Annotated in this window: 25 protein-coding genes and 1 pseudogene; 17 read left to right on the forward strand and 9 right to left on the reverse strand. The window is 70.2% G+C overall.

The annotated features are described in order from the left end of the window. The first annotated feature begins 340 nt into the window (after positions 1–340). The 5 genes from AB8735_RS28755 to AB8735_RS28775 all read left to right on the forward strand — a co-directional run bounded on the left by AB8735_RS28755 (position 341) and on the right by AB8735_RS28775 (position 5,015). The gene (locus tag AB8735_RS28755) at positions 341–1,126 is read left to right on the forward strand and encodes a BTAD domain-containing putative transcriptional regulator (RefSeq protein ID WP_372410325.1); all 786 of its coding nucleotides are present in this window, start codon (positions 341–343) and stop codon (positions 1,124–1,126) included. A 22-nt stretch (positions 1,127–1,148) separates the two neighbouring features. Continuing rightward, complete coding sequence (locus tag AB8735_RS28760; protein ID WP_372410328.1) at positions 1,149–2,186, forward strand: methyltransferase; 1,038 nt, start codon at positions 1,149–1,151, stop codon at positions 2,184–2,186. Between the two features lie 127 nt (positions 2,187–2,313). Then, a complete protein-coding gene (locus tag AB8735_RS28765; protein ID WP_372410330.1) occupies positions 2,314–2,952 on the forward strand; it encodes a hemerythrin domain-containing protein in 639 nt (212 codons plus the stop codon). A gap of 201 nt (positions 2,953–3,153) precedes the next feature. Beyond that, entirely contained in the window at positions 3,154–4,263 is a 1,110-nt protein-coding gene (locus AB8735_RS28770; protein ID WP_372410332.1) for an LLM class flavin-dependent oxidoreductase, read from the forward strand. A 128-nt stretch (positions 4,264–4,391) separates the two neighbouring features. Beyond that, complete coding sequence (locus AB8735_RS28775; protein WP_372410335.1) at positions 4,392–5,015, forward strand: response regulator transcription factor; 624 nt, start codon at positions 4,392–4,394, stop codon at positions 5,013–5,015. A 76-nt stretch (positions 5,016–5,091) separates the two neighbouring features. On the opposite strand, the gene AB8735_RS28780 is transcribed toward AB8735_RS28775, so the two are convergent. Continuing rightward, on the reverse strand, positions 5,092–5,883 hold the full coding sequence (locus AB8735_RS28780; protein ID WP_372410337.1) for an SDR family NAD(P)-dependent oxidoreductase: 792 nt from the start codon (positions 5,881–5,883) through the stop codon (positions 5,092–5,094). Between the two features lie 75 nt (positions 5,884–5,958). Next, on the reverse strand, positions 5,959–6,450 hold the full coding sequence (locus AB8735_RS28785; RefSeq protein ID WP_372410339.1) for a cupin domain-containing protein: 492 nt from the start codon (positions 6,448–6,450) through the stop codon (positions 5,959–5,961). 279 nt (positions 6,451–6,729) lie between these two features. On the opposite strand from AB8735_RS28785, the gene AB8735_RS28790 reads away from it, so the two are divergent. The 9 genes from AB8735_RS28790 to AB8735_RS28830 all read left to right on the forward strand — a co-directional run bounded on the left by AB8735_RS28790 (position 6,730) and on the right by AB8735_RS28830 (position 13,242). Next, positions 6,730–7,155, forward strand: coding sequence for a cupin domain-containing protein (locus AB8735_RS28790; protein WP_372410340.1), 426 nt, complete (start codon positions 6,730–6,732; stop codon positions 7,153–7,155). Continuing rightward, complete coding sequence (locus tag AB8735_RS28795; protein ID WP_372410342.1) at positions 7,152–8,426, forward strand: beta-ketoacyl synthase; 1,275 nt, start codon at positions 7,152–7,154, stop codon at positions 8,424–8,426. The genes AB8735_RS28790 and AB8735_RS28795 overlap by 4 nt, the downstream gene beginning before the upstream one ends. Then, positions 8,423–9,676, forward strand: coding sequence for a ketosynthase chain-length factor (locus AB8735_RS28800; protein WP_372410344.1), 1,254 nt, complete (start codon positions 8,423–8,425; stop codon positions 9,674–9,676). The genes AB8735_RS28795 and AB8735_RS28800 overlap by 4 nt, the downstream gene beginning before the upstream one ends. A 269-nt stretch (positions 9,677–9,945) precedes the next feature. Further along, on the forward strand, positions 9,946–10,410 hold the full coding sequence (locus AB8735_RS28805) for an SRPBCC family protein (protein ID WP_372411928.1): 465 nt from the start codon (positions 9,946–9,948) through the stop codon (positions 10,408–10,410). A 132-nt stretch (positions 10,411–10,542) separates the two neighbouring features. Beyond that, positions 10,543–10,863 (forward strand): TcmI family type II polyketide cyclase, encoded by a 321-nt coding sequence (locus AB8735_RS28810; protein ID WP_372410347.1) that lies wholly within the window; start codon positions 10,543–10,545, stop codon positions 10,861–10,863. 34 nt (positions 10,864–10,897) lie between these two features. Continuing rightward, on the forward strand, positions 10,898–11,224 hold the full coding sequence (locus AB8735_RS28815; protein WP_372410348.1) for an antibiotic biosynthesis monooxygenase: 327 nt from the start codon (positions 10,898–10,900) through the stop codon (positions 11,222–11,224). Next, the gene (locus AB8735_RS28820; RefSeq protein WP_372410350.1) at positions 11,221–11,556 is read left to right on the forward strand and encodes an antibiotic biosynthesis monooxygenase; all 336 of its coding nucleotides are present in this window, start codon (positions 11,221–11,223) and stop codon (positions 11,554–11,556) included. Before AB8735_RS28815 ends, AB8735_RS28820 begins: the two co-directional genes overlap by 4 nt. Beyond that, positions 11,553–12,734 carry an FAD-dependent monooxygenase gene (locus tag AB8735_RS28825; RefSeq protein ID WP_372410352.1) on the forward strand — a complete coding sequence of 394 codons (1,182 nt, stop codon included), beginning with the start codon at positions 11,553–11,555 and terminating at the stop codon, positions 12,732–12,734. The genes AB8735_RS28820 and AB8735_RS28825 overlap by 4 nt, the downstream gene beginning before the upstream one ends. Positions 12,735–12,786: 52 nt before the next feature. Further along, positions 12,787–13,242, forward strand: a complete 456-nt coding sequence (locus tag AB8735_RS28830; protein ID WP_372410354.1) for an anthrone oxygenase family protein — start codon at positions 12,787–12,789, stop codon at positions 13,240–13,242. 13 nt (positions 13,243–13,255) lie between these two features. On the opposite strand, the gene AB8735_RS28835 is transcribed toward AB8735_RS28830, so the two are convergent. After that, on the reverse strand, positions 13,256–13,699 hold the full coding sequence (locus tag AB8735_RS28835; RefSeq protein ID WP_372410355.1) for a nitroreductase/quinone reductase family protein: 444 nt from the start codon (positions 13,697–13,699) through the stop codon (positions 13,256–13,258). Between the two features lie 35 nt (positions 13,700–13,734). Further along, positions 13,735–14,307 (reverse strand): response regulator transcription factor, encoded by a 573-nt coding sequence (locus AB8735_RS28840; RefSeq protein WP_372410357.1) that lies wholly within the window; start codon positions 14,305–14,307, stop codon positions 13,735–13,737. Between the two features lie 378 nt (positions 14,308–14,685). On the opposite strand from AB8735_RS28840, the gene AB8735_RS28845 reads away from it, so the two are divergent. Continuing rightward, a complete protein-coding gene (locus AB8735_RS28845; protein ID WP_372410359.1) occupies positions 14,686–15,480 on the forward strand; it encodes a methyltransferase domain-containing protein in 795 nt (264 codons plus the stop codon). Between the two features lie 18 nt (positions 15,481–15,498). Further along, on the forward strand, positions 15,499–15,924 hold the full coding sequence (locus AB8735_RS28850) for an ester cyclase (protein ID WP_372410360.1): 426 nt from the start codon (positions 15,499–15,501) through the stop codon (positions 15,922–15,924). A 558-nt stretch (positions 15,925–16,482) separates the two neighbouring features. On the opposite strand, the gene AB8735_RS28855 is transcribed toward AB8735_RS28850, so the two are convergent. Beyond that, entirely contained in the window at positions 16,483–17,481 is a 999-nt protein-coding gene (locus AB8735_RS28855; RefSeq protein ID WP_372410362.1) for an alpha/beta hydrolase, read from the reverse strand. Between the two features lie 217 nt (positions 17,482–17,698). On the opposite strand from AB8735_RS28855, the gene AB8735_RS28860 reads away from it, so the two are divergent. Further along, positions 17,699–18,361 (forward strand): SDR family NAD(P)-dependent oxidoreductase, encoded by a 663-nt coding sequence (locus tag AB8735_RS28860; RefSeq protein ID WP_372410363.1) that lies wholly within the window; start codon positions 17,699–17,701, stop codon positions 18,359–18,361. Here the strand turns inward: AB8735_RS28860 and treZ are convergent. From treZ to glgX, 4 genes and pseudogenes are all read right to left on the reverse strand, one after another. Then, entirely contained in the window at positions 18,354–20,069 is a 1,716-nt protein-coding gene (gene treZ, locus AB8735_RS28865; RefSeq protein WP_372410364.1) for a malto-oligosyltrehalose trehalohydrolase, read from the reverse strand. The genes AB8735_RS28860 and treZ overlap by 8 nt on opposite strands. Positions 20,070–20,080: 11 nt before the next feature. Next, positions 20,081–20,533, reverse strand: a pseudogene (locus tag AB8735_RS28870) (dihydrolipoyl dehydrogenase); the annotation flags it as partial. Positions 20,534–20,641: 108 nt separating this feature from the next. After that, a complete protein-coding gene (gene treY, locus AB8735_RS28875; protein WP_372410366.1) occupies positions 20,642–23,026 on the reverse strand; it encodes a malto-oligosyltrehalose synthase in 2,385 nt (794 codons plus the stop codon). 30 nt (positions 23,027–23,056) lie between these two features. After that, on the reverse strand, positions 23,057–25,183 hold the full coding sequence (gene glgX / locus AB8735_RS28880) for a glycogen debranching protein GlgX (RefSeq protein ID WP_372410367.1): 2,127 nt from the start codon (positions 25,181–25,183) through the stop codon (positions 23,057–23,059). Positions 25,184–25,298: the final 115 nt, after the last annotated feature.

Consider the following 25,298-nt stretch of genomic DNA (forward strand, 5'->3'; position numbering starts at 1 on the left):
GCCCGTCCCCGACGACCCGGCTTTCCGGACCCGCACCGGAAGCCGGGGAATCGTTATTCATCCCACGGGTTGATGTGCCTGCCTGTATCACCCCGCTAAGTTGGGGCCGGTGCAAAGCGATGGAGGTCGTGACCGTAACTCCGTACATCGGGTCGCGGCAGTGCCTCGCGCATTCTCTGAGGTGATGGCTGCGCTGGGTATTCGGCGGCATGACGGAACCAGGTCATTGTCGCGAATGCGGCGGGGGACGGTCCGGAACCACCGGTAGCACGCTTCCCTGCCTGTCCCCGAGCGCGGCTCGACGCCGCACCGGTGATAGGAAAGGCGGGGAAGCACATCCATGCGTTTCAACCTTCTCGGCCAACTGCAGGTTCATGACGAGGGTCGCATTCTGACCCCGCAAGCGCACAAGCTGCGCGTCCTGCTCGCGGCTCTGCTGGTGCATCACCACACCGTCCTGTCCATCGACGTACTGATTGACGAACTCTGGCCGCAGGGACCGCCGCGCACCGCACTCCAGGCCCTGCGGGTGTACATCTCCCAGCTCAGAAAGATTGTGCACGGCGGCAGTTCCCGCGGGGAGCTCGCCCTGGTCAGCGAGCCGCCCGGCTACTACCTGGCCGTGGGCGAGGGAATGCTGGATCTCGCCGAGTTCGACCGGCACCGAGCTTGCGCCCGCGCGGCTCGCGAAGAACAGGACCACCGGGCCGCGCTGCAGCACTACCGCGCCGCGGCCAGGCTCTGGCGCAGCGTCCCCCTCGCCGACCTGCGTGAGGGGACCCTGCTCAAGGGGGCCGCCTCCCGACTGGAGGAGGCGTGGATGACGGCCCAGGAGGAGCGTCTCTCGCTCGAGCTCCGGCACGGTACCCGACGCGGGGAAGTCATCGCAGAACTACGGGAATTGGTGGTACGTCACCCGTTCAACGAGCATCTGCACGCATTGCTGATGATCGGCCTCTTCCTCTCGGGGCGCAGTGGTGACGCGCTCCAGGTCTATCGGACCACCCGCAAGTACCTCATCGACGAACTCGGGATCGAGCCGGGCGACGAGATCCGCGCCGTGCACCAGCTGGTGCTGGACTCGGACAGGTCCGCTCTCCGGGCCGTCGGCATGTGGACGGCCTGAACAGGTCGGAAAGGAGAACGAGATGGGTGCAGAACGCACGGCGGCGACGCCCGTGCCGGTGGACGACCCCTTCGACATCATGCTGCTGGGCTGGTCGTTCATGCGCAGCAGGCTGCTCATGACCGCGCTCGATCTGGATCTCTTCAGGGCGCTGGAAGAGGAGATGCTGACGGCGGACCAGGTCGTGACCCGGCTCGGGCTGCATCCCCGGGGTGTACGGGACTTCCTGGACGCCCTTGCCGCGCTCGGCATTCTGGAGCGGCGCGACGGGGCGTACCGCAACACTCCTGCCGCATCCCAGTACCTGTTGCCCAGCGGGCAGAAGTATGTGGGCGGGTTCCTCACCATGACCGCCGACTTCATGGGGCCGGGCTGGGAGGGTCTGGAGACCATGCTGCGCACCGGTGAACCGCACGGCCACGCGTCCGGCACGGTGCCGTTCGCCCAGATCTTCCGGGATCCGGAGCGGCTGCGTCGGTTCCTCTCCGCCATGGACAGCCTCAACGGCACGGTCGGCCCCGAGCTCGTCCGCCGGTTCGACTGGTCGCGTCACGGTTCGTTCGTGGACATCGGCGGTGCCCGGGGCAATCTGGCGGCCCAACTACTACTCGCCCACCCGCACTTGAAGGGAGCGGTCTTCGATCGTCCCGTCATGCGGCCGTTCCTGGAGGAGCTGGCGGGACAGGCCGGGGTGGCGGAGCGGATCGGCTTCCATGGCGGGGACTTCTTCGTGGACGAGCTGCCCGGTGCCGATGTGCTGGTCTTCGGCAACGTCCTGCACGACTGTCCGGTCGACGCCCGACGTGACTTGATCGCCCGGGCGGCCCGGGCGGTGAGTCCCGGCGGGGCGGTCGTCGTCTACGACCCGATGATCGACGACGGCCGACGGAGCGTCGCCAACCTGCTGTTGAGTCTGACCTTGATGGTGCAGTCGCGGGGCGGCAGCGAGTACACGCCCGCGGAGTGCCGGGGTTGGATGGAGGAGGCCGGGCTCGTGGTCGAGGACTGCTTCCCGTTGCCGGCGCGCGCGACGGCGATGGTCGGCCGCAGGGCGGCTTGAGCCCGGAGGTGCGGCCGGGGCGGAGTCGGTTCGACCCGCCCCGGCCGTTCCGTTGACACAGGGCTGGGGGTCGAGAATAAAGTAGCAAGCTAACGAAATGTAGAGGTCGTCGAAAGGACAGCCGATCATGGCCAAGGACTATGTGGACCTCACTCTCATGCTGGTGAGCCACGACGCCTTCCGCCGCGACATCAGGCGGCTGGAGAAGTCGGTCGCCCGCCGCTCGCTCGACGATCCCCTGGCGCGGCGACGGGTGGAGACCGGGTGGGGGATCCTCAAGACGCAGCTGCGCATCCATCACGAGGGCGAGGATCGGGACCTGTGGCCCCGGATGGCCAAGGGGCTGCGCCACCGTACCGACGTGCTCTCCACTCTCCGGGAGCTGGAGGAGGAGCACGAACGGCTCGATCCGTTACTGGCTGGCGTCGACGCGGTGATGGCGGACCGCGAGGCATCGGCGGACCGGTTGGCCGAGGCCGTGGCGGCGCTCGGAGAGTGCCTGGAGTCGCACCTGGAACATGAGGAGAAGGAGGGGTTCCCGTATGTACGGGAGGCGCTCTCCGAGAAGGAGTGGAAGGCCTTCCTGGCCGACCAGCGCTCGAGTCTCGGCTTCAAGGGCGCGGCGGAGTTCTTCCCGTGGATGCTCGACCAGGCCACGCCCGACGCGGTCAAGAAGGTGCACTCCTTCATGCCCCCGCCGGTGCGGCTGCTTCTGAAGACCAAGTGGAGCCCGGCCTACGAGGCCCGGGGCTCCTGGCGGAACTGAGCGCAGCGGGGCCCTTGAGCCCGGCTTTACTCCGGCGCGCACCGGCGTGGCTAGCCTCGGTCGGCAGGGATGACAGGCGGGGCGGGCGCGGGGACGGTGGACTTCGCATCCACCGTTTCTCCGTGCCCGCCCCGTTGCGCTGTCTCCCGCCCTGTGCGAGGACCCATGACATCTGTGCTGGAGGGGCGAGTGGAACGCAGAATGCTTGCGGACAGCGGCTTCAAGCTCGGGCTGTTCGCGTTCAACGCGTCATCGGGGCTGGCCATCACCACGATTCCGGAACGCTGGAAGGGGAGTTGGCAGGACAGCGTGGAGACGGCGGTGCTGGCCGACCGGCTCGGCCTCGACTTCCTGCTGCCGGTCGGCCGTTGGATCGGCTGGCCCGGAACGACTTTCCACGACAGCGCGCTGGAGACCGTGGCCTGGGCCTCCGGCCTGCTGGCCGTGACCCGTCGGATCTCGGTCTTCGCCACGTTGCACAGCGCCTTCCTGCACCCGGTCGTGGCGGCGAAGCAGCTCGCCACGCTCGACGAGGTGGGTGCCGGCCGGGCGGGCCTCAACATCGTTGCCGGCTGGTACAAGGCGGAACACGAGGCGTTCGGTACGGATCTCCCGGACAGCCCGGAGCGTCGTTACGCCCATGCCCAGGAGTGGTGGGATCTGGTCCGCCGGATCTGGTCCGAGGAGCGGCCCTTCGACCATGACGGGGAATTCTTCCGGGGGATGCGCGGGGTGCACGGCAGCCCCCGCCCGGCCGGTGGAGCGCTCCCGGTGATCAATGCGGCGGTGTCCGGCCCGGGCCGGGAGTTCGCCGCCCGCAACGCCGACTTCCTGCTGACCGCGACGTTCGATCCGGCCGGGGGTACCACGCTGGTGGACGGGGTGCGCGCGGCGGCCCGGCGCCACGGCCGGGACAGGACAGGCGTGCTGTCCAACGCCTTCGTGGTGTGCCGTCCCACGCATCGTGAGGCCGAGGAGTATCTGCGCTACTACGCCGAGGAGCACGCCGACTGGGCCGGGGTGGACACCGTGATGCGCGGTCAGGGCATCGGCCCGCAGTCCTTCACGGAGGAACAGATCGCCCGGTTCCGGCCCCGGTTCGCCGCGGGACACGGCGGTTCCCCCCTGGTGGGTACCCCGGACGAGGTGGCGGCCGCGATCACGAGGTTCGCGGCCGCGGGCATCGGCGGGCTCGCCCTCTCCTTCGTCGATTACGCCGGTGAGCTCGAGTACTTCTGCGCCGAAGTCGTTCCCCGGCTGGAGAAGGAGGGCATCCGGGGCCGGACGGCCGGCGGGGCATCGTCCGCATGAATCGAAAGAACTGAGAACGATGGCATGGAAGTGCGATCGTTCTCCTCTGGGCGCACCGTCCACCGGCGGTCCTGAGCCGGGAGGACGTGCGCCTGGAGAGGGGGGACCTATTGCTTACTGCTGCCGTCGTGGGGCAGAGCGGGACAAGCCGCAGGGCGTTGGAAGAGAGGGTCGCGGCCCAGCACGAGCTGCGGCTGGTGCGTGGACCGAACGAGGAGGACGTCCTAAGTGCCGATCTGGTGATAGCCACGCTCGACCGGAGCGGGTGCGGCCTGCTGGGCAGGCTCATTTCCCGTTCGACGGCCGTGCCGCCGCCGGTACTGCTGGTGGTGGACGAGAGCTTCGAAGGGCTGGCGGCGACTCTGTGGTTCGGCGTCCGGGGCATTGTGGCGAGCTCTGTCGATGACAGGGAGCTCGTGGACTGCGCCCTGTTGGTCGCGGGGGGATGGACGGTGCTGCCGGAGGGGGCGCTGTACGACGAGGGGATCGGCGATGTGGCCCTGACATCCGAATGGGTACTGAGACGCGATGCCCAGGAGGTTCTGGGCAAGCTCAGCCGACGGGAGCTGGAGGTGCTGACTTTGGTGGGGGCGGGGCGGAACAATGCCGAAATCGCCGCCCAGTTGTGGTTGAGCGAAAACACGGTGCGTTCGCACGTGCAGCGGCTGATGCGCAAACTGGCCTTGCGGAACCGGCTCTGTCTGGTGATCTTCGCACATGAACTCGGGCTGGTGGGGTCCACCGGCCGGTGATCCGAAGCGCGGAACACCGGTCGGCGGCAACCCTGTTCCCCGCCCGGGCGCGCGGACATCGTGGGTCCCGGACTCCTCAGATCCGGTAGGTCCGCCGGACCATGGATCGCACCACGCTGCGCGGCAGCGCGCCCAGGAGGAACGGCTGCGGTCGGTAGAACGCACCCGGCGTCACGAAGGGGCGCCCCTTGGCGACCGCCCGCAGGGCCGATGCCACGACGCGCTCCGGCTCCAGCCATCCCAGGGGAGGCAGTCCGGACGTGTCCACCCCGGCGACCTTGTGGAACTCCGTGCGGGTGAGCCCGGTTCGCACGGTGGTGACATGCACCCCGTCGGCCCGCGTCTCCATGTGGAGACTCTCGCCGAACGCGCTCAGAAACGCCTTGGCCGCGCCGTAGAGGGTGGTCTTCGGCATGGGGAGCACCGAGGTGATGGACGAGACGTGGAGGATGCCGCCGTGACCGCGTTCGCGCATTCCCTCCAGTACGGCATGGCTGAGCACGACCGGGGCCACCACATTGACCCGTATCTGGTGGGTGTCCCGCTCCAGCGGTGACGTACCGAAGAGTCCGGTGGCCGTGTACCCGGCGCAGTTCACCAGCAGTTCCACGGGCCGTTCGCGGTCGCCCGCGCTCCGGGCCACGGTATCGAGGTCGGCTTCGCTGCCGAGGTCGAGGGCGAGTACCTCGACCGGGACACCGTATTGCCGGCCGAGTCCCTGCGCGAGGTTCTTGAGCCGGTCCGCGCGACGGGCGACGAGTGTCAGCGAGGCGCCCAGACGCGCCAGTTGCGCGGCGAACTCCGCGCCGATCCCGCTGGACGCTCCGGTGATGAGGGCGTGTCGGTAGGGGTAGCGCCCTGAGGGCATGACGAGCCTCCAGCAGGTCGGTGAGTGGTCGGGAAGCCGGGCGCGGCGGTGTGCCGTGCCCGGCCGGTCGCCGTTCTACTCGGTGCCGGGGCTCTTGCGAGGCGGGCCGCCTTCGGGACGGAACCCGATGATGCGGTGCCGGGTGGCGAGCTCCTGCATGCGTTCCCATTCGGGCGGCTGCGGCCCGCCGGTGAGTTCACCGAGCTCCCGGAACCAGTTCTCGATCCCGCCAGGGGCGGCGATGCACAGCATCTTGCTGATGCGGCCCGCGGAGTTGCGGAACCGGTGGGGGATTCCGCGCGGTCCGTACACCAAAGTGCCGGGGACAGCCTTGTGCTTCTCGCCGTCGACCTCTATCTCGTACTCGCCCTCGATGACGTAGAAGGCTTCGTCGACCTCCTGGTGAATGTGCAGGGGCGGGCCGCCGCCGGGCGGAGTCGTCACCTCGAAGAAGGAGTACAGACCGCCCGTATCCTCTCCGCGCAGCAGCCAACGGCCCGACTCGCCGGTCCATTCGACGGGTTTGACGTCGTCGAGTACGACGACGCGTCCACGCGCAGCTGTCATGGGTTTCCCTCCCAGTTGGGTTGCGTCGAGTATCGGAGGGACGGATAAAGCGCCGGATAAGGGCTCCTAATAGCTCGTGACCCGATCTTGGGCGGGGATCCTCGGGCAGGCAGGCAGGCAGGCAGGCAGGCAGGGCGGCGGCCCACGGCAATCGCTCCCATGGTCCCGTGCTTTTCCCGGGAACTAACCGAGGCTTTTCTTCCCGCCCGCAGACTCCGTACCGAGAAGGTGGGCAGGGCCCCGAGCCTCCACCGGGACGACGTGAGGAGCCACCTGGCCATGAACGGGAACACCAGGGCCCAAGGGCCCGTCTTCCGCAAGGTCGCTATCGACGACGTGCCCGAGAACCGGCGGCGCGGCGGAGTGCTCCGCACCCTGCTGGGTCCCGCCAACGTGGGGGCCGTCAGCGGATTCATGGGACTCGCCACCCTTCGGCCGGGGGAGTACATCAGTGAGCACTACCACCCGTACTCCGAGGAGTTCGTCCTTCTGCTGTCCGGCGCCATCACACTCCGGATGGACGGCGAACCGATCGAACTGAACGCCCGCGAGGGCATGCTGGTGCCTGCCCATGTGCGCCACCGGCTCGAGAACACCGGGTCCGTCACGGCGGAACTGGTCTACCACCTGGGGCCGTTGGCGCCCCGCCCCGACCTGGGGCACGTGGACACCGAGCCGCTGCCTGCCGCCCAGGAGCTCCGATGAGGGACTGGGGTGCGGCGGTCACGGGCATGGGCATCGTCGCGCCCGGCGCGCTGGGCCGACAGGCGTACTGGGATCTGTTGTCCGACGGCCGGACCGCCACCCGCGGCATCACCCTGTTCGACCCTGCGGGATTCCAGTCCCGGATCGCCGCGGAAGCCGACTTCGATCCCGCTGCGGAGGGACTGGATGACGAAGAGATCCAACGCATGGACCGCAGCGCCCAGTTCGCGGTGGTCGCCGCTCGCGAGGCGCTGGCCGACGCGGGTCTCGAACCCGGGCGGGTCCCGCCCGAGCGGGTCGGCGTCAGCATCGGCAGCGCGGTGGGCTGCACCACCCGGCTGGAGGACGAGTACGTGGTGCTCAGCGACGGGGGCGCCACCTGGGACATCACTCCGGAACGAGCTGCCGCACACCTCTACCGCGCGCTGGTTCCCAGCACACTGGCGGTGGAAGTGGCCTGGGCCGCAGGGGCCGAGGCAGCCGCGACGGTGATTTCCACCGGCTGTACCTCCGGACTCGACGCGGTGGCCCACGGGACGCAGTTGATCTCCGAGGGGCTGGCCGACGTCGTGATCGCCGGAGCGACCGATGCCCCGATCTCCCCGATCACCGTGGCCTGCTTCGATGCCATCGGGGCGACCTCGCGCAACAACACGGATCCGGCGCATGCTTCCCGGCCGTTCGCGCGGGACCGGGACGGATTCGTGCTCGGTGAGGGGGCCGCCGTGCTCGTGCTGGAGAGCAGGGACCATGCCGCTCGCCGCGGGGCGCATTCCTACGCCGAGATCACCGGCTTTGCGCAGCGCAGCAATGCCTTCCACATGACCGGACTCAAGCCCGACGGACTCGACATGGCCGAGGCCATCCGCACGGCCATGGGGCGGGCGGGAGTCACTCCCGGTCTGATCGACTATGTCAACGCCCACGGTTCGGGGACGGCGCAGAACGACCGTCACGAAACGGCCGCACTCAAGAAGTCGCTGGGTTCCGCCGCCTACGAGATTCCCGTCAGCTCCATCAAGTCGATGATCGGGCATTCGCTGGGTGCCATCGGGGCCCTGGAGGTCGCCGCCTGCGCGCTGGCCATCGAGAACGACCTGGTGCCGCCGACGGCCAATCTCCGTAACCCGGACCCGGCGCTGGACCTCGACTTCGTTCCCGGGACCGCGCGCAAGCAGGCGGTCGACGTCGTGCTGACCGTGGGCAGCGGGTTCGGCGGGTTCCAGTCGGCGATGCTCCTGACCCGGCCCGGCAACGGAGGTGGGATGTGAGGGGAACGGCATGGACGGCAGCGTCCGGCCGGGCCGTCTTCGGCGGAGTGTCGGTGATCGCCCCCAACGGGGCCACGACCGAGGATTTCTGGAAGGCGACCCTGAACGGCGTCAGCGGAATCCGCCCGGTGCCGTCCTTGGAGGCCGCCGGCCACCCGGTACGGCTGGCCGGTGTCGTGGACGGGTTTCTCGCGGCCGAACACCTCGACAGCCGGTTGATCGTCCAGACGGACCGCTGGACCCAGCTCGGGCTCACCGCCGCCGAACGCGCCCTCGCCGACGCGGGCGTGGACCCGGCGCAGCTGGACCCGTACGACATCTCCGTGATCACCGCGACCTCCTCGGGCGGCAACGAGTTCGGCCAGCGGGAGATCCAGAAGTTGTGGAGCAAAGGGGCGCGGTTCGTCGGCCCTTATCAGTCCATAGCCTGGTTCTACGCGGCGACCACGGGCCAGATCTCCATCCGGCACGGCATGAAGGGCGCCTGTGGCGTCCTGGTCGGCGAGCAGGCGGGCGGCCTCGATGCGCTCGCACAGGCGCGCCGGATCCTGCGCGACGACGCCTCGGCAGTGGTCACGGGAGGCACTGACGCGCCGCTCAGCCCCTACGCGCTGAGCTGCCACGCCAGCGCTCGGCTGATGACCGGTCGCAGCGACCCTGCCAGGGCCTATGTCCCCTTCGACGCCGAAGCCGACGGCTATGTGGCCGGCGAGGGGGGCGCCATGTTCGTCCTCGAGCGCGAGGACGCCCGGCGGCGCCGGACCGGTCGGCCCGTCTACGGAGAACTCGCCGGCTACGGTGCGACGTTCGACCCGCGCCCGGGATCGGGGCGGGAGCCGGGGCTGCGCCGGGCCGTCACCCTGGCGCTCGACGACGCCGGCGTCGCCGCGACGGACGTCGATGTGGTCTTCGCCGACGCACTCGGCGTTCCGGCCGCGGACCGGGCCGAGGCCGAGGCCATCAGCGCCGTGTTCGGGCCCCGTGGAGTACCCGTCACCGCGCCGAAGTGCTTGGTCGGACGCCTGCATGCGGGGGGTGCGCCCTTGGACGTGGCCCTGGCGCTGCTGGCATTGCGCGACCAGGTCATCCCCGGCACCCCATGCCTGGGGGAGCTCGCCCCGGGGTGTGCGCTCGATGTCGTCAGGGAGACCCGCGCGGAGCCCGTGCGCACGGCTCTGGTCCTGGCCCGCGGTTTCGAGGGCTTCAACGCGGCGGTCGTCGTCCGGGCCGTGCGGGACACCGAAACCTAGGAGGCAACAACATGACTATTACCCCCATCACGCTCGACGAGCTGACGGAGGTCGTCAACCGGGCCGCCGGCGCGGGTATCGTCACCGACCGGCTGCTGGAGCCCGCCGTGACCTTCGCGGACCTCGCCGTCGACTCACTGGGAGTCCTGGGCATCCTCACCGAGTTGGAGCTGCGCTTCGGACTGGGGTCGGACAGCGAGACCGGAGCCGGTGGGACCCCGGCCGAGCTGCTCTTCGGCCTCTACCGTCGTCTCGTGGCGAACGGAGCGCTGCAGGCCGGCCGTACCGATCAGGCCGTCGTCATCGACGCGCCGTACGACGAGGTGTGGCGACGCACCAATGATGTCGCCGCGTGGCCCGACCTGTTCAGTGAGTACGCCGCGGCGGAGATCCTGGAGAGTGCCGGGAACACCGTGACCTTCCGGCTCACCATGCATCCGGACGAGAACGGCTCGGTGTGGAGCTGGGTCTCGCAGCGGACCCAGGATCCGGCCGCGGGTGAAGTGCGTGCCCACCGGGTCGAGACGGGACCGTTCGCCTTTATGAACATCGTGTGGACCTACCGGCCGACCGATGGCGGAGTGGAGCTTCGCTGGAGGCAGGAGTTCGCCATGAAGGAAGGGGCCCCAGTGGACACGGAGACGATGACGGCGCGGATCACGGCCAACTCCACCGTGCAGTTGGCACTGATCCGCGCTCGCATCGAGGAGCGGACGCGTATCGAATCACGGTGACGCCCGGGCTGCCGCCGACGGGGGACGCGGCGGCAGCCCGGTATCACGATAGCCGAGAAATAGTGAGCAAGCTAAGTGTTGTCGCGCACTCCTGTGCGCCCAACCCCCTTGTGCAGTAGGTGAGGAGCACCAGTGGAGTACACGCTCATCGTCGCCCGCATGGCCCCCGAAGACACGGAGCGCGTCTCCGGCGTCTGGGCCGAGTCGGACGCCACGGAACTGCCGCGGCTGGCAGGTGTCAGGCAGCGCCGGCTCTTCCGCTTCAACGGCCTCTACTTTCAGCTCATCGGTGCCGAGGCGGGGATGGCTGGGCGCATCGAGGGCCTCCGGGGCCACCCGCTCTTCCAGGACGTCAACCGGAAACTGAAGCCGTTCATCGAGGCGTACGATCCGCTGACCTGGCGGTCGCCCCGGGACGCCATGGCGGAGGAGTTCTACGCATGGAACGCCTGATCAGCCCCGTGCACCGGGGCGCCGGGGGCGAGCGGTGATCCGCGCCGTGCTGACCATGGTCGTCCGCGAGGGCTGCGAGCGCGCCTTCGAAAAGGCATGGCTCGACGCGGCCGCCGTGACCCGGACGATGCCCGGCGCCGTCGCCCAGACGATGCTGCGTGACCCCGGAACGCCGCGCCGGTATGTCATCACGGCGGACTGGCTGACCCCGGAGCACCTGACCGTCTATCAGGACAGCGACCGGCGGCATGCCCTCTCCGCCGCCCTGGAGCCCCTCCGGGAGTCGGCGACCAGGGAACTCCTGGAAATCGTGGCGCACTTCGACCCTGGCACCGAGCCGGAGCAAGGAGGAAGACGATGACCATCAGGGTCATGATGACGGCTGTCATCGCCCCCGCCGACCAGCAGGCGTTCGAGGCTGCCTACCTTCAGGTCACCGAGAAGGTGCGCGGTACCCCGGGGCATCTGCGGGACGTGCTGCTGCGCGACAGCGCGGACCCCACCCAGTACTGCCTCCTCGCGGAATGGGAGTCCGAAGAGGTCTTCCATGCCTGGGCCGATGACCCCGGGCACATCAAGCAGTCCGCCGCCATGTACCCGTTCTGGGCGAGCACCTTCCGGCGGAGGATCTACGAGGTCCGCGAGACGCTCGACTCCTATGGTGCCGCCGTTCCCGGGACGGAGGAGGCATGACCGTCAAGAAGGCCGTGGTGGCCGGTGCCGGTATCGGGGGCTTGGTGACCGCCATCGGGCTCCGCCGGGCCGGTGTCGACGTCACGGTGTTCGAGCGGCGCACCGAACCCGGCCGGCTGCTGACCGGCGGTGGCTTCATGCTGTGGCACAACGCCTTCCTGGCGCTGCGCCGTCTGGAGCTCGACGAGCAGGTCGGCGCGGTCAGTTCGGAGATCTTCTTCCACGAGTTCGGCTCCGACCAAGGGCGCATGCTCGCCCGTTGGGAGATCGCTCCCGAGTCGCACCGCATCCGTGCGCCCGCGGTGGCACTGCGCCGCTCCGATCTCAACGCGCTCCTGCTCGAAGAGGCCGGTGACTCCGTGGTGATGGGCACCCGGTGCACCGGTTTCGAGCAGGACCCGGAGGGGGTCACCGTCCTGCTCGACGATGGCTCTGCCGAGCGGGCCGACGTGCTGATCGGGGCTGATGGCATGAGATCGGTCGTACGGGAGGCCCTGCGGCACGGTCATGACCTTCCGCCCCGCTACGCCGGCTACACGGCCTGGCAGGCCATTGCCCCGCTCGCCGACGAGACGGCGGTGCCGGGCGGCACCTTCTTCAATTTATGGGGGCGCAACGGCCTGCGGTTCCTGTACTGCAGGCTCAACGAGAACGAGGTGTACTGGGACGCGATCACCGCGGACCGCACCAGCACGGCCTTCGACATGCTGCGGAAGAACAAGCGAGCGGTGATGAGCGGGGCGTATGCCGCCTGGCCGGATCCGGTGCCCCGTATCATCGAGGCGACGCCGGACGAGGCCATCCTGCCCGTCGACATCGCCGACCGCCCGCCGGGACGGGAACTCGCCTGGGGGCATGGGCGCGTGGTGCTGGTGGGTGATGCCGCTCACCCCATGACGCTCAATCTCAGCCAGGGCGCCGGACAGGCCATCGAGGACGGCGTCGCGCTCTCCGGGCAACTGGTCCGGGAATCGGATGTCGGTGCGGCGATCGCCGGTTACGAGGCCGTTCGGCGTCGGCGGGTGGACGCCATGGTCCGTAATGCCTACCGCATCGGCACTCTGGGCAAATGGCGTGGTGATGCCGCCTGTTGGGCCCGGGACCTGGTCATGCGGGCCTGCTTCGGCACTTTGGCCAAGAGGGGGACGTACCGCGTGATGATGGATTTCACACCCTGACCCCACTGCCCGGGCCGGACACCGGCCGATAGGGCCTCCGAGGAGTCTTGTCATGATCGTTGACGTGCTGGCGTCGGTGCTCGTCCTGCTGAGCGGTGTGCTGGCGGGTGTTCTGGTCGCAGTGCAGATCGCCGTCGTACCGATGTTGGCCGGCCTGCCCGGCAAGCAGTACGTCGAAGTGCATCGGCTGCTGGACCCGAGGTTCGATCCGCTCATGCCCACCGTCGACAAGATCGCGCTCGGCGCCGGACTGCTGCTGGTCGTCCTGGTACCCGGTGGTGGGGCCAGGGCGGCCTTCGGTGTTGCCGAGGCCGGACTGGCCGGTGTCGCGCTGGTCTCGGAACTGTCGAACGTCCGCATCAACCGGGCCATCGCCGCCTGGGATGCCGACCGGCTGCCCGACGGTTGGAGCACTGACAGGAGCCGGTGGGCACGCTCCAACCTGCACCGGTCCTGGCTCGCGCTGGCGGCTTTCGCCGCCGCGCTCGCCGGCCTGTTCCTCGTCTGAGCGGTTCCGGCGCTCAGACCGGCACGACGCGGAAGACGGGGATCTCCGGAGCCGCACGCTCGAAGCTGGCCGGCGACTTGTCGGCCACGACGTTGTTCCGTACGAAGACGCCGACACCCATGGGAACCTGCTTGGGGAACTCCCTTGCGATGGGCCCCCGTTCCTCCGGTGGCACCTCCTGCAGCACCACGTGCTGTGCCCTGCGTCCCCTGACGAGAAAGCCCTCGCCGGCGACGCGTGCGTTCTTCACCCAGTCGGAGCCCGGAAATGCCTGGAGCACGTACATGGTTCCGTCGACACGGACCGGCGCCACCGGGTTGGTGTATTCCCGCCCGGACTTGCGCCCCTTGACCCGCAGGAGGTACAGCGGCCCGATCGGCAGGCCGAGACCGTGGAAGACCTCCATCATCTTGTTTCCGAACCGTTGGAACTGGGTGACCCGGGCCTGCGCAGGCATGGTTCTCCCACCTTCTCTCGTATTGTGCCGGTCGGTCAGCAGGGGCCGGTCTGGGGCTGAGGGGGCCAGGACAGTTCCGGGAATCCGGGGCGGAGCAGACCTGTCACATAGGCGGTGCTGATCATGTCGACGCGATTGTGGAACTCCAGCTTGGCCATCAGGTTGTGCACGTGGCTCTTCACGGTGCTCTCACTCAGGTCCAGGGCCTCGGCTATCTCCGTGTTGCGCCAGCCGCGCAACAGCAGTCGGACGACCTCCGTCTCCCGCCACGTGAGCTGTTCCATCCGCTTCCACAACGCATGCTCCCGCCGCGGGGTGTCTTCCGTCGTCGGCTCGGGCCGTGGGCCGAACATGCGGTAGCCGGACCGGAGCAGCCGGATGGCCGGTCCGAGCAAGGACGGGTCGGTGACCGTGACGGACGCGACGCTCTCCGCCGTGCATGGGGAGCGTCGCGCGCGCGGGCCGCCTCCTCCGATGGGCGTGCCGCTGGGTCCCGGCGAGGCGGAGACGGTCAGGGAAGGGTGTTCACCACAACCGAGGGTGACCGTCGCTGCCGGCCCGTGGCCGACCGCCTTGACATCCCCTGTGCCGTCTTCCCGGGATGTCACGGAGAATCCCTCCGCCGGGGACAGGGCCGACGCAACCTCTTTCCGTCGCGCGGTGGTTCCGCCGATGACCAGCACGGACAGGGGCTCCGGGGTGTGCTCGTCCGTGGCCGTACGCCGTGATTCCGGCACGAGTGTTCCCTCCCACGCTAAATTAGTTAGCATGCTATTTAATAGCCTGGCATGAGATGGCGGCACCGTCAAGCCGCCCTGGCCCCGGGCGGTGGCGTCGAGGGCCGGGGCGGTCCAAGAACACCATGGATACGGCCGATCCGGGGTGTCGAAATCCTGCCAGGTTTCCCTGCCGGTGTTTTCTCGGCGCTTAACACGTCGTGCCTATCGTCGAATCCCTTCAATGCCTCAACAGGGGGTGCCGGAACGGTGGATGCTCGATCCGAGTGGGCCAGGCCCGCCGATGTGTGGCGCAGGGCCGACGCCGCAAAGCAGTTCCTCGACCGGGCGGCAGCCGAGTTGGCTCCGCTCAAGAGGGAACTCGACGCCCTGCTCCCGATCGGGCGCGGCAGTCATGTACTGGACGTGGGCTGCGGCACGGGCGCGGATGTCCGCGGTCTGGCGGCCAGGGTCGGCCCCGGTGGCCGGGCCGTCGGCATCGACTCCAGCCGGGAGTCGGTCGAGAGGGCGAGGGCGGCCGGGCCTTCGGCCGAGTTCCGGCACGGTGACGCCGAGGCGCTGCCTTTCGCGGACGGCTCCTTCGACGCCGTCCGTGCGGAGCGCGTCATCGAACACGTCGAAGACCCGCAGAGGGCCGTTAAGGAGATGCTGCGGGTGACCAAGCCGGGCGGCCGGGTGTTGGCAGTCGACCCGGACCACGGGCTCTGGGCGCCCGACCTTTCCGACCGGGACCTCACCCGCCGCATCCTGACCTGGTGGAGCGACCATGTTCCCAATCCGTGGGTCGCACGCGGGCTGCGGGGCTTGTTCGTCGAAGCCGCCGCCTCGGATGTGACGGTCACCCCATGGCCAGTTGTCCTCAGGGACCTTGCCTCCGCAGACGCCTTGACATGGATCGGCAGAGCGGCCGATGCCGCTGTCGGCCAGGGCGTGGCAGAGGTGGAAGAGGCTGCCGCCTGGCACGAAGAACTGCTCCGCAGGGATGCCGAGGGCCGCTTCCTGATGCTCGGCACCTTCGTGATCGTGACGGGAACCAAGAGGTGATCGCAGATGGGAGCAGCCGTGTCGAAGCACAGGGAACTCGTCGACTACTGGTTCTCGAAAGGCTGGGCCGAGGGTGACGGGAGTGCTGCGGAAGAGGTCTTCGCGGAGGACTTCGTCCTCAACGGGAAGAAGGTCGGCCCGGCCGGACCGCAACGCAGTATCGCTGTGGTGCACAGCGCGTTCTCCGAGGTGGAGGTTGCCCTTGACCTGGTATTGACGGACGGGCCGTACGTGGTCACGCACTTCACCGCCACCGCGCGGCACACCGGGGGCTTCCGGGGGTTTCCCGCGACAGGACGTACTGTCCGTGTGACGGGAATCGTGGTGTGGCAGGTCAGTGGAGGCAAGGTCGTGCAGGACTGGAACGTCCTGGACACGGCCGGACTCGTCGGTCAGATCACCGATGCCCAGGACGGCGGAGGTCGTGAACAGCTGGATCCGTGATCGCCGAGTGCCGTCGGCGGCTTGTCCGGCAACTCGGCATGGGGCGATGCCCGATTCGACGGCGAGACGGCCAAGCGGCGGCGGTGCGGAGGACGGCTGCCGTCTCCGGCGGCAGTTGCAGTACATCCGCCCTGTCCGGCGGAGCCACCGGGCATCACGCCGCGACGACCACGGCGGCCCCGCCTCCGAGAGCAAGGCCGCCCCCAGTGGGGTGAGGGCTCCCCGGCCGAGCACGCCCGGGATTCCGGCCTCCGGATCAGGGCGGCGAACGGTCCGATGTCCTCCCGGAGTTCACTGGCGAAGGGGCGGAACCCGGCCACCAGGGGACCCGGTTCGGCCGGATCGCCCGCGCCAAGGCCGGCCGGCAGGCTTGCGGCGGCGCTTTGCCTGCGCGTCGCGGGGACCGGACGGGGTGTTGCCCAGCCCCCCACCAGGTCAGGGGAGGGCCGTGAACCGGTGGGACGGCTCGGCTGCCGCCCACTCGTCGTAGTCGCGGAACGTCCGTGACGGTGTGCCCCGCTCCCGGAACCGACCGGGAGCGGGGCTCCTCGCCCTCCGCTACGCCTTGCGGAGCCGGCCGATGATGCCGTCGAGGTCGTGGAGGAAGACGGGTACGCGGAATTCGTGACTGCCGGACTCCTCGCGCCCTTCATGGTCGATGCCTGCATCGCGCAGCAGCCCGCGGAACTCGCGTTGGCCGGCGAGCACCTGGCCCTCGGAGACCTGGTTGAACCAGTCGGCCTGGCCGCTGCCGGTACCGGCCACCAGGAAGATGCGCTTGCCGCGGTAGCGCTCGACGTTCTCCACCGGGTTGTCGGCACTCACCCTGGCCTCGTTCCACAGCGGTGCTCCGTAGATCGTGCCGCCGGCCAGGTCCGCCACGGCGGAGGATATGTTGGCCCAGTGGGTGACCAGGCCGAAATCACGGCGCAGGCTGGCCGGGCCGGAGTGGGCACTCACCGAGGCGAAGTCACCGGAGTACTTGGCGGCGTACTTCAGGGCGCCGAACCCGCCCATCGAGAACCCGGCGACGGCGCGACCGTCGTACTCGGCGTAGGTACGGAAGTTGGCGTCGATCCACGGGACGAGCTGGGCCATGTGGAACGTCTCCCAGTTGCGGGGGCCGACGTTGGAGCTGACCGGGTTGGAGTACCAGCCCGCGTGGCCGCCGTCGGGCATCACGACGATGATCGGTTTGCCGGCCGTCCAGCCCCGGATGCCTGCGCGGTCGAAATCGGTGAAGTCCGAACTCGTACTGCCGCCGTGGAAGAGGTAGAGGACGGGGTAGGTCCGTCCACTGGTGTGGTAGTCGTCGGGAAGCAGTACGTTGACGCCGGGGTTCCAGCCGATCGCTTCGGTCGCGAACCGGTAGTACCGCAGGCGGGGATCGCTCTCGTTGCGGTCCACGATGCGCAGCCCGAAGCCGTCGCCGGCCGATCTGGCCGCTTTAGCCGGTGCTGCTGCGGTGAGGACGCCCAAGCTGCCGATGACCGCAGCCGAGGAGAGCCCGCCGGCAGCCTTGAGGATGTTTCTGCGGGTGGGGTGGTGGTCTCTCAATCTGGCCTCCTGGTCAGGAATTACGCGCTGATCGGATGTCAACTGCCTTGATCCAGGTGCCCCTGAGGGGCGGTCGGTGAAGGAGACTGCTCTCGCGTTCGAAGAGCAGAACACTACTCGCTCCGGCTCGCCCGCCTCGGGGTGCCCGGCGGAATACGGAGTGACTGGCGGAGGTTTCTCCCACGACCAGGCTCCACCGAAGGGAAGTTGAACCGCCATGGCCGGAGTGTTCGTGATCGGTGCCGGGCCCGGCGTCGGGCAGGCGGTGGCCCGCCGGTTCGCCCGGGAGGGCTTCGACATCGCAGTGCTGGCCCGTTCGCGGTCCACCGTCGACGGGGCCGTCGGGGCGGTCGACGGAGCCGGGAGCAAAGCCCTCGGCCTGGAGGCCGATACCGCCGACGAAGACTCCCTGCGCTCCGCGCTCGATGCGGCCGTCGAACGGCTCGGCGTCCCGGACGTCCTGGTCTACAACGCGGCCCGGGTCCGCTACGACCGGCCCGGTGAACTGTCCGCCGCCGAACTGACGGAGACCCTGCGGGTCAACGTGGTCGGCGCGGTGAGCGCCGCGACGCACCTGGCTCCGCTCATGGCCGGGAACGGCGGCGGCACCGTCCTGCTCACCTCCGGCATGCCGGTTCCCCGCGTGGCGGGGACCAGCCTCTCCATCGGCAAGGCCGGACTGCGCGCGGCCCGTTCGGTGCTCGCCGAGGAGTTCGGGCCGTACGGGGTGCACATCGCCACCGTCACCGTCGCCGGGCCGGTCTCCCCGGGCTCTCCGCTCGACCCGGACCGGATCGCCGAGCACTATCTGCGGCTCGCCCGGCAGCCGACCGGGCAGTGGGAGGACGACGTCCTCTTCGACGGCGAGACCGTCAAGTAGCGAGAAGTACCGCAGCTGTTTCCGGGGGCAGATGCAGCACACCCGCCCCGTCCGGCGGGGCGACCGGGCTCCAGGCAGCGACGATCGCGGCGGTGCCGCCCAGCGCCAAGGCAGCCGGTTGAGGGGACAAGTTGACGGCGAGGTGTACGGGTCCTCGTCGGAAGTGGACCGTCCGGTCGTCGGTCGACAGGGCGGTGTACGACCAGTCCGGGTCGGTCAGGGCCGGTGTGGCGCGGCGGAGGGCGATCAGGCGGCGGTACCAGGCCAGGAGGCGGGCGTGGGGTTCGCGCTTCGGCTCGTCCCAGTCGAGGCAGGAGCGGAGGCGGGTTTCCGGGGATTGAGGGTCCGGGATCGCGTCCGACGGCCAGCCGTGGGCGGCGAACTCGCGGCGGCGGCCCGTGCGTACGGCCTCCGCGAGGGCGGGATCGGGGTGGTCGGTGAAGTACTGCCAGGGCGTGCGGGCGCCCCATTCCTCGCCCATGAAAAGCATGGGGGTGAAGGGGGAGCAGAGGGTGAGGGCGGCGGCGCAGGCGAGGAGGCCGGGGGAGAGATGGGCGGAGAGGCGGTCGCCCTGGGCTCGGTTGCCTATCTGGTCGTGGGTCTGGGTGTAGGCGAGGAGGCGGTACGGGGGCGTCGTCGACGGGTTCAGCGGGTGGCCGTGGGGGCGGTTGCGGAAGGAGGAGTATGTGCCGTCGTGGAAGAAGCCCCCGCGCAGGATCTTCGCCAGCGCCTGTGCGGGATCGGCGGCGAAGTCGGCGTAGTAGCCCTGGGATTCGCCGGTGAGGGCGGTGTGCAGGGCGTGATGGAAGTCGTCGTTCCACTGGGCGTGGAGGCCGTGGCCGCCGGAGGAGCGGGGGGTCGTGGTGAGCGGGTCGTTGAGGTCGGACTCGGCTATGAGGAAGAGGGGGCGGGACAGGGATTGCGACAGCTCGTCCACCGCTGAGGAGAGTTCGGGGAGGAAGGGGGCGCGGGGGGTCAGGGCGTGGATCGCGTCCAGGCGCAGGCCGTCCAGGCGGTAGTCGCGCAGCCAGGCGAGGGCGCTGTTCGTGAAGTACGCGCGGACCTCGGGCTCGCCCAGGTTGACCGCCGCGCCCCAGGGGGTGTGATGGCGGTCGGTGAAGTACGGTCCGAAGGCGGGGAGATGGTTGCCGGAGGGGCCCAAGTGGTTGTGGACGACGTCGAGGACGACGCCCAGGCCGAGGGCGTGGGCCGCGTCCACGAAGCGGACCAGGCCGCCCGGGCCGCCGTAGGGTTCGTGGACGGCCCAGGGGGCCACCCCGTCGTAGCCCCAGCCGTGCGTGCCGGGGAAGGGGCAGACCGGCATCAGTTCGATGTGCGTCACACCCAACTGGGCGAGATGCGGCAGATGTTCGGCAGCTGCTTCGAAGGTGCCGGTCCGGGTGAAGGTGCCCACGTGCAGTTCGTAGAGGACCGCTCCGGGGAGCGGGCGGCCCGGCCAGTCGTGTCGCCAGACGGAGAGGGTGGGGTCCAGGACGGCCGCGAGGCCGTCCGGGCCGTCGGGGAGGCGGCGGGCGCGCGGGTCGGGGAGGGCGGGGCCGTCGTCGAGGGCGAAGCCGTAGCGGGTGCCGTCCGTGCCGGGGGCGGCGCGCCGCCACCAGCCGCCGTCCTCGCGGCGCATGGGGTACGCACGGCCGTCCGCGTGCAGCGTCACCTGGGACGCGGACGGCGCCCACACCTCGTACCGCAACGGCCGCCTCCTCAGACCTGGTGCAGCCCCCGCCCCGCGAGGGACAGCATGACCTCGCCGACCGCCTCCGACAGCGTCGGGTGCGGGCCGACCAGGTGCACGCCCGGGATCCGTCCGCCGCCCTTCTCCGCCACCACCTTCACCGTGCCCCCCTGGCCATGGACCATGCCCTTGGCGATGCCGGCCAGCGGCATGGAGTTGACCTCCACCGCGTGACCACGGGCGATGGCCTCGACCTCGCTCAGACCGACCGAGGCCGTCTATGGGCTGGAGTACGTCACTCGCGGTACGGCCGTGTAGTCCACCGGTCGGGGTGTCCGGCCCGCCAGCGTCTCGGCGACCACCAGGCCCTCGGCGAACGAGGCGTGGGCCAGGCCGAGGGACGGCGGCGGGAGCAGGTCGCCCACGAACCCGGGGTGGAGGAGGGAGATGGTGGTGTTCTCGCGGGTGGAACTCACGGGAGCCGCGGGGCGGTTCGCGGAGCTGTGCGGGGAGTCGTTCTTCGGGTGACCGGTTCTGCGCGGGGTGGGCGTACGCCGGGCACCCCGCGTGGTGTTCGGCGCGGCCGCCGGTCATTCCCGCACCAGCAACGCCACCGGAAAACGATGGAGCAGCCGCGACAGCGGCACCCGCTCCGGGCACGCCCGACCCGTCAGTAGCTCGCGCCACGCGCCCCCGCCCGGCAAGGCCAGCGCCGTATCGCCCCAGCCGCCCCCGGCGGCCAGCCGATGCGGCAGGCGCGTCGCGACGGTCACCGCCCGCCCCGAGCGGGCGAAGGCCACACAGTGCCCGGCTGCCGGGCCGGTCGCGGTCAGCGGCTCGTACGTCGCGTCGGTGCCGACGAACCACTCGGGGTGCGCGCGCCGCAGCCGCAGCGCCGTACGGGTCAAGTGCAGCTTGTCGGCGGAGAGTCCATCTGGCTCGTCACCCGGGAAGCGCGGCGGACGGCGGTTGTCCGGGTCGACCAGGGCCGGGTACAGCCGCTCCGTGCCCATGTACAGATCCGGCACCCCCGGCATCGTCAGCTGGAGCAGCGCCGCGCCGAGCGTGTTGGCCCGTACGGACGGCTCCGCCTCCTCCGCGAAGGCGGTCAGTTCCCGGTGGGCGGGCCCGCACGGTCCCGTGACGACGAACGACTCGACCGCCGCCTCGTACGCGGCGTTCGGCTCGGTCCACGTCGTGCGCAGCGCGGCCTCGCGCACGCCTTTGACGACGGCGGGGACGAGCCGCAGCGGGTCCGGCGTGCCCAGCCCGAAGGCGTTCTGCCAGGCGGTCCAGGCGACATGGGGGTCGGGGGCGGGATGCCCGGCGTGCAGCCGGTCGATCAACTCGGCCCACCCGTGCGGGTGCTCGCTCAGTGCCGCGATCCGCGCCCGTACGTCCGCGCTGCGCTTGGTGTCGTGCGTGGTCAGTACTGTCCCCGTCGCGGGCCAGTCCCGCTGGATCCGGGCGCAGAAGGCGTGGAAGGCGTCCGGGGGAACGGCGGGGCGGTCCGGGGCGCCGCCGACCTCCGTCGCCGACAGCAGGGGCGCGTAGCGGTAGAAGGCCGTGTCCTCGGCCGACTTGGCCCGTACCGCCGCGGCCGTCTGGGCGAACCGGGCGCAGAAGTCGCGGTGTTCGGGGCCGTCCCCGAGCCGTCCGAGGGCCGCATCGCGCACCACTTCCACGGCGGCCGCCTCCTCCGGCACCGCGAAGGCGGAACGCGCGCCCTGCGCGGCCTCGTCCAGCAGGGCGGCGTCCGCCGGGGCGACCGGCTCGCCGGGCCGCGCGTACGGGCGGTAGACCGGCAGCCGGACGAGGATCTCGCAGAGCGCCGTGCGCAGCGCCCAGGGCGCGTGGTCGCGCAGCCGCCAGGACGCGTCGCAGATCCGGACGGCTACCCGCACCAGCCGTTCGACCTCGGCCGCCAGTTCGTGGGAGACCATGCGCCGGGCGGCCCGCCGTACCGTCTCGGGCCAGTCGCCGCCGCGGTCGGCGGGAGGGGAGGCGAACGCACGGTAGAAGGCGGTGAGTTCGGCGGCACCGGCCGGGTCGGTGAAGAGGCCGTCGACATGGCGCAGGGCGTCGTAGCCGGTGGTGCCCGCCACGGGCCAGCCGTCCGGCAGCGGTTCGTCGCGGGAGAGGATCTTCTCCACGACGGTCCAGCGGCCGCCGGTCTCCTCGTGGAGGCGCGCGAGGTAGCCGGCCGGGTCGGCGAGGCCGTCGGGGTGGTCGACGCGCAGCCCGTCGAGGACGCCTTCGCGCAGCAGTCGGAGCACTTTGGCGTGGGTGGCGGCGAAGACCTCCGGGTCCTCGGCGCGGACGGCGATCAGTTCGGAGACGGTGAAGAAGCGCCGCCGGTTGAGCTCGGTGCGGGCCAGCCGCCACCAGGCGGGCCGGTACCACTGCGCGTCCAGCAGCTCCGGGAGCGGCAGGCGCTCGGTGCCGGGGCGCAGGGGCAGGACGTGGTCGTGGTAGCGGAGGGTGTTGTCGTCGACGGTGAAGGCGCCGAGCTCGTCGCCCAGCCGGCCGGCGAGGAGCGGCATCAGCACCTTGCCGCCGTGTTCGGCCCAGTCGATGTCGAACCAGCGGGCGTACGGGGAGGCGGGGCCGTCGCGCAGCACCTCCCACAGCGGGCCGTTGAGGTGCTCGGGGGCGGGGACGGCCATGTGGTTGGGGACGATGTCCAGGACCAGGCCGAGACCGTGGGCGTGCGCGGTACGGGCCAGGGAGCGCAGGCCGTCCTCGCCGCCCAGCTCGGCCCGGACGGATGTGTGGTCGGTGACGTCGTAGCCGTGTGCCGAGCCCGGCACCGCCTCCAGGACGGGGGACAGGTGCAGATGGGAGACGCCGAGGGAGGCGAGGTACGGCACGGCGCGTTCGGCCGCGGTGAAGGGGAAGGCGGGCTGGAGCTGGAGGCGGTAGGTGGCGGTCGGCGGGGTCGCCGGGTGTGCCCCGTCGCGGCTGTCGCGCTTCATGGGAACATCCGTACCCCGTCCGTCCGGCGGTTACAGGGGGCGTTGGAGGACGGCGAGGCTGCGGTCGGCGAGGGTGAGCCGGTCGCCCGCGCCGAGCTTCGGGCCGTCCCGGGTGACCCCCTCCGGGCACGCCGTGTCCACCACGACCTGCCAGAGCCGGCCGTGGTCGGGCGGGACGGTGAAGTCGAGCGGGCCGTCGTGGGCGTTGAACATCAGCAGGAAGGAGTCGTCGACCACCGGCTCCCCGCGCGGGCCCGGCTCGGAGATGGCGCCGCCGTTGAGGAAGACCGTCAGCGAGCGGGCGTGCGCCGCCTGCCAGTCCTCGTCCCGCATCTCCTCGCCCTCGTGGGTGAACCAGGCGATGTCGGACAGCTCGTCGTGGGTGCCCTGCACCGGCCTGCCGTGGAAGAAGCGGCGCCGCCGGAAGACCGGGTGGTCGCGGCGGAGCCAGACCATGGCCCGGGTGAAGGCCAGCGTCCGGCGGGCGCGGTCCGCGGCGGGGTCGTCGGCATCCGGCCAGTGCACCCAGGAGAGCTCGCCGTCCTGGCAGTAGGCGTTGTTGTTGCCGCGCTGCGTGCGGGCGAACTCGTCGCCGTGACTGATCATCGGGACGCCCTGGGAGAGCAGCAGGGTGGCGACGAGGTTGCGCATCTGGCGGTCGCGGAGGGCGAGGACGGCGGCGTCGTCCGTGTCCCCCTCGACGCCGCAGTTCCACGAGCGGTTGTGGCTCTCGCCGTCGCGGTTGTCCTCGCCGTTGGCCGCGTTGTGCTTCTCGTTGTACGAGACGAGGTCGTTGAGGGTGAAACCGTCGTGGCAGGTGACGAAGTTGACGGAGGCGAGCGGGCGCCGTCCGTCGTCCTGGTAGAGGTCGGAGGAACCGGTCAGCCGGGAGCCGAAGTCGGCCAGGGTGGCGGGTTCCCCGCGCCACAGGTCCCGGCAGGTGTCACGGAACTTGCCGTTCCATTCGGCCCACAGGGGTGGGAAGTTGCCGACCTGGTAGCCGCCTTCGCCGACGTCCCACGGCTCCGCGATCAGCTTCACCTGGCTCACCACGGGATCCTGCTGCACCAGGTCGAAGAACGACGACAGCCGGTCCACCTCGTGGAACTGCCGGGCCAGCGTGGCCGCCAGATCGAACCGGAAGCCGTCCACCCGCATCTCGGTCACCCAGTAGCGCAGCGAGTCCATGATGAGCTGGAGCACGTGCGGGCTGCGCATCAGCAGGGAGTTGCCGGTGCCGGTGGTGTCCGTGTAGAAGCGCGGGTCGTCCGACAGCCGGTAGTACGAGGCGTTGTCCAGGCCCCGGAAGGAGAGCGTCGGCCCCAGGTGGTTGCCCTCGGCCGTGTGGTTGTAGACCACGTCGAGGATGACCTCGATGCCGGCCGCGTGCAGGGCCCGTACCGCCGACTTGAACTCCAGCACCTGCTGCCCCCGGTCGCCCCAGGACGCGTAGGCGTTGTGCGGGGCGAAGAAGCCGATGGTGTTGTACCCCCAGTAGTTGGCCAGACCCAGGTCCGCCAGCCGGTGGTCGTGGACGAACTGGTGCACCGGCATCAGCTCGATCGCCGTCACCCCCAGCCCGGTCAGGTGCCCGATCACCGCGGGGTGCGCCAGCGCCGCGTACGTCCCGCGGATCTCCGGCGGAAGCTCCGGGTGAAGCATCGTCAGACCCTTGACGTGCGCCTCGTAGATGACCGTCCGGTGGTACTCGGTGCGCGGCCGGCGGTCGTCGCCCCAGTCGAAGTACGGATTGATGACGACCGAGGTCATCATGTGCGGAGCGGAGTCCATGTCATTGCGCGCGTCCCGGTCGTCGAAGTGGTAGCCGTAGACCGCCTCCCCCCAGTCCACCCGGCCGCTGACCGCCTTGGCGTACGGATCCAGCAGAAGTTTCGCGGAGTTGCACCGCAGGCCCCGCTCGGGCGCGTACGGGCCGTGGGCCCGGAACCCGTACCGCTGCCCCGGCATCACCCCCGGCAGATAGGCGTGGCGTACAAACGCGTCGCTCTCCCGCAGCTCGACGGCCGTCTCCGACCCGTCCTCGTGCAGCAGGCACAACTCGATCCGCTCCGCCGCCTCGGAGAAGACCGCGAAGTTGGTGCCCGCCCCGTCATAGGTGGCACCGAGGGGGTACGCCTGTCCCGGCCAGACCTGCATAGGCTCGACTTCTTCCGCTTCTCCGGCCTCCTCCGGGCGCCGCGCACCGGGCCGTCGAGGTCCAGATCTTCCCCGAATGCACCGCCCTCCACCTCCGCGCGGGGCCGGACCACAC

This window comes from Streptomyces luteireticuli (assembly GCF_041519305.1).
Lineage (GTDB): Bacteria > Actinomycetota > Actinomycetes > Streptomycetales > Streptomycetaceae > Streptomyces > Streptomyces luteireticuli.

What these genes read in the sequence shown, in the direction of transcription:
- AB8735_RS28790 (WP_372410340.1), top strand. Translation starts at nt 6,730, where the DNA reads ATGAACGGGAACACCAGGGCCCAAGGGCCCGTCTTCCGCAAGGTCGCT.
- AB8735_RS28835 (WP_372410355.1), bottom strand. Translation starts at nt 13,699, where the DNA reads ATGCCTGCGCAGGCCCGGGTCACCCAGTTCCAACGGTTCGGAAACAAG.
- glgX (WP_372410367.1), bottom strand. Translation starts at nt 25,183, where the DNA reads ATGCAGGTCTGGCCGGGACAGGCGTACCCCCTCGGTGCCACCTATGAC.
- AB8735_RS28770 (WP_372410332.1), top strand. Translation starts at nt 3,154, where the DNA reads ATGCTTGCGGACAGCGGCTTCAAGCTCGGGCTGTTCGCGTTCAACGCG.
- AB8735_RS28795 (WP_372410342.1), top strand. Translation starts at nt 7,152, where the DNA reads ATGAGGGACTGGGGTGCGGCGGTCACGGGCATGGGCATCGTCGCGCCC.
- AB8735_RS28780 (WP_372410337.1), bottom strand. Translation starts at nt 5,883, where the DNA reads ATGCCCTCAGGGCGCTACCCCTACCGACACGCCCTCATCACCGGAGCG.
- AB8735_RS28760 (WP_372410328.1), top strand. Translation starts at nt 1,149, where the DNA reads ATGGGTGCAGAACGCACGGCGGCGACGCCCGTGCCGGTGGACGACCCC.
- AB8735_RS28830 (WP_372410354.1), top strand. Translation starts at nt 12,787, where the DNA reads ATGATCGTTGACGTGCTGGCGTCGGTGCTCGTCCTGCTGAGCGGTGTG.
- AB8735_RS28785 (WP_372410339.1), bottom strand. Translation starts at nt 6,450, where the DNA reads ATGACAGCTGCGCGTGGACGCGTCGTCGTACTCGACGACGTCAAACCC.
- AB8735_RS28860 (WP_372410363.1), top strand. Translation starts at nt 17,699, where the DNA reads ATGGCCGGAGTGTTCGTGATCGGTGCCGGGCCCGGCGTCGGGCAGGCG.
- AB8735_RS28755 (WP_372410325.1), top strand. Translation starts at nt 341, where the DNA reads ATGCGTTTCAACCTTCTCGGCCAACTGCAGGTTCATGACGAGGGTCGC.
- AB8735_RS28765 (WP_372410330.1), top strand. Translation starts at nt 2,314, where the DNA reads ATGGCCAAGGACTATGTGGACCTCACTCTCATGCTGGTGAGCCACGAC.
- AB8735_RS28825 (WP_372410352.1), top strand. Translation starts at nt 11,553, where the DNA reads ATGACCGTCAAGAAGGCCGTGGTGGCCGGTGCCGGTATCGGGGGCTTG.
- treY (WP_372410366.1), bottom strand. Translation starts at nt 23,026, where the DNA reads ATGAAGCGCGACAGCCGCGACGGGGCACACCCGGCGACCCCGCCGACC.
- AB8735_RS28820 (WP_372410350.1), top strand. Translation starts at nt 11,221, where the DNA reads ATGACCATCAGGGTCATGATGACGGCTGTCATCGCCCCCGCCGACCAG.